At 61.9% G+C, this 2412-nt stretch carries 2 protein-coding genes; both read left to right on the forward strand.

What is annotated here, in order from left to right; all coding sequences use genetic code 11:
• The coding region (locus tag WCA53_RS14805) for a sugar ABC transporter substrate-binding protein (protein WP_423911515.1) at nucleotides 1-938 on the forward strand (938 nt) is incomplete at its 5' end.
• Between the two features lie 11 nt (nucleotides 939-949).
• Nucleotides 950-2412, forward strand: a 1463-nt coding sequence (locus tag WCA53_RS14810; RefSeq protein WP_423911517.1) for a sugar ABC transporter ATP-binding protein, incomplete at its 3' end; no start/stop codon positions are given.

The following is a 2412-nucleotide window of genomic DNA, read 5'->3' on the forward strand; positions in this document are numbered from 1 at the left end:
CGGGTCTAAAGGACAAGGTCGATCTCGAAGTGCAGGTCGCCGGCACGGACGCGCAGAAACAGATCCAGCAAATCAACTCGATGGTTCAGGCCGGTGCAAAGGCCATCGTGATCTATCCCATCTCGCCGACCGCGCTCAATCGCGCCATCAAGAACGCCTGCTCGAAGGGCGTGGTCGTCGCTGCCTACGATGGCGAAGTAACCGAACCATGCGCCCATAACGTGACGATCGACCAGAAGCAGGCCGGCACCGTCACCGCCGAGTGGCTCGCGAAGACCATCAACGGCAAAGGCAATATCGTGCTGATCAACGGCGTGCCGGGCACGTCCGTCGATCGGGCGCGCACCGAAGCTGCGAAGGCCGTGTTCGCGAAGTATCCGGGCATCAAGATAGTGGCGGAAGGCACCGGCATGTGGAGTCAGGCGACGGCCAAGACGGAGTTGTCGAAGATCCTCGCCACCAATAGCTGGGACAAGATCGACGGACTCTGGATGCAGGTGGGCTGCTTCACGGCGGCATCGATGCAGCTCGACGCCGGCATAGCCGACGACAAGATCAAGCCGTGCGCAGGTGAATCGTCAAACGGTCACCGCGTGCAGATGTTGCCCCCGGGTACCGTGAAGGGCGAGGGCGCATATCGCTCGATCGGCTATCGCTCGATTTCGTATGGTTCGCCGCCCTACTCGGGCGCGCTGGCACTGAAGATGGCCGTGGCGAAGCTCGACGGCAAGGACTTCCCGTCACACGTGACGCTCAAGCTGCCGCTGGTGGAGACGTCGCAATCGAAGTTGTGCAAGACGGGTTCCATCGATGAACTGAAGGGCGGTTGCACCGCGTTCATGCCTGACAAGGTGCCGCCAGGCTGGTTCGCGGATATCTATTCGCAAGAGACCAACGAGGTGGGTTTCAACGCGGCGCTGACCGGCAACCCGGACTAAAGGAGCACGCCATGCTGAGCGAGTCACCAACGCAGGAATGGGCACTCGATCTCTCGAACGTCACCAAGCGTTTCGGCGCGACCGTGGCACTCGACAACGCGTCGTTCCGCGTCAAACGCGGTGCCGTTCACGCACTGCTCGGCGAGAACGGCGCGGGTAAGTCGACGACCGTCAAGCTGCTGTCGGGCCTGATGCGACAGGACGCGGGCAGTATCTCGATCATGGGCCGCAACGTGAGCATGCACGGTCCGAAGGACGCACACCGAGCGGGCGTGCAGACAGCGTTCCAGGAGATGACGCTGGTGCGAGACCTGACAGTCGCGCAAAACTTGCTGATGGCGTACGAACCGACGGGCTGGTTCGGCCGTATCCGCCAGCGGGAATCGCAACGGCAGGCGGCGCAATGGCTCGACCGGCTCGAACTCGGCGATATACGTCCAGGTGCGTATATCCGTGATCTCTCGCTGCCGGTACGCCAGAAGATCGAAATTGCGAAGGCGCTGGTGCGCAAGCCCGAAGTGCTGCTGCTCGATGAACCGACCTCGGCGTTGTCCGGTCGCGACGTGGCGTGGCTGTCGCGGCGGATCGAGGAAATGAAGGCGCGCGGCGTGACGTTCGTGTTCATCACGCACCGGATGCAAGAGGTGCGTGAGTTCTGCGACAGCCTCACGGTGTACAGGAACGGCCGTGATGTAGGCGCATTCGAAACTTCATCAATCTCGGACGATGAGGTTATCCGCCTCGTAATCGGCCGCTCGATGGACGCGAAATATCCGCCGAAGGTCGCGACTCCCGCAGCATTGAAGACGCCTGCAATGGAAGCGCGCGGCATCAAGGTGGACGGCGTGGTCGACGACTTCGACCTGACGCTTGCGGCGGGAGAAGTGCACGGCATCGCGGCGTTGCAAGGCATGGGGCAGCGCGAGATTTTCGAGGCGCTGTTCGGCGCGGAGTTCATCGACGCGGGGCAGATCCTGGTCGATGGCAAGCCGGTCACGCTGATTTCGACCGCCGATTCGCTGAAGTCAGGGATATCGACGAGTTTCCTCCCGGAAGACCGCAAGACCGAGGGCTTGTTCCTGCGTCTTCCCGGTGGCGAAAACGTTTCGTTGCCGGTCATCAAGCGCTTCTCGCGCTTCGGGCTGATTAACAGGAAACGCGAGCAGGCTGCCGTCAAGCAAGCGCTCGCGCAAATGGAGGTCAACCCGCGCGCTGTCTATAAACCGTGCCTGTCGTTCTCGGGCGGCAACCAGCAAAAGATAGCCATGGCGAAATGGCTGCTCACGCAAAGCCGCGTGTGGCTGATGTTCGACCCGACGCGCGGTATCGATGTGGGCACCAAGCATCAGATCTTCGTGTTGATGCGTGCGTTCGCGGCAGCCGGCGGCTCCGTGCTGTTCTATTCCACCGATGTGCCGGAGCTGGTCAACGTGTGCGACCGCGTCTCGGTGGTGTATCGCGGACGCAATGTCGC

The organism is Caballeronia sp. (genome assembly GCF_049581465.1).
Lineage (GTDB): Bacteria > Pseudomonadota > Gammaproteobacteria > Burkholderiales > Burkholderiaceae > Caballeronia.